The 405-nt window shown below is 60.5% G+C and carries 1 protein-coding gene; it reads left to right on the forward strand.

What is annotated here, in order from left to right; translation table 11 throughout:
• A partial coding sequence (locus HU770_RS26815; RefSeq protein WP_186666597.1) for an immunoglobulin-like domain-containing protein occupies positions 1-405 on the forward strand: 405 nt, incomplete at both ends.

Here is a 405-nt window from a genome sequence, read left to right on the forward strand (position 1 = left end):
GGGCTTCGTCACCGTTACCGCGCCTGACAACGTTTACGTTGGGACCAACGCGCCGGTAGAGCAGAGCCTGCAAGCAGTCAGCGGCGCTGATGCTTGGAAGTTCGAAAACCTCGTTCTGGATAAGACGCCGGTCAGCACTACTGTGACTGACGAGCCGGGCACCCCAGGCAACGAAGGCGACGTGGTCAAAGTCACCATCACTGCTGACCAGGTCTCGGTCGCAGAGAACGTGAAGCCGACCTTCACCGTCCACATCAATACCGCCCTGGCCCACGACCTGGTCGTGACCCTGAGCAACAATGCTCAGGTCACCATCAAGGCGGGCGAAACCAGCGCGCCGTATAGCCACGACGCGCAGGGCGACGACGTCTACAAAGACGCCGGCGAAATCAGCCTGGGTATCAA

It is taken from the genome of Pseudomonas sp. SWRI68 (assembly GCF_014269165.1).
GTDB classification, from domain to species: Bacteria; Pseudomonadota; Gammaproteobacteria; order Pseudomonadales; family Pseudomonadaceae; genus Aquipseudomonas; species Aquipseudomonas capeferrum.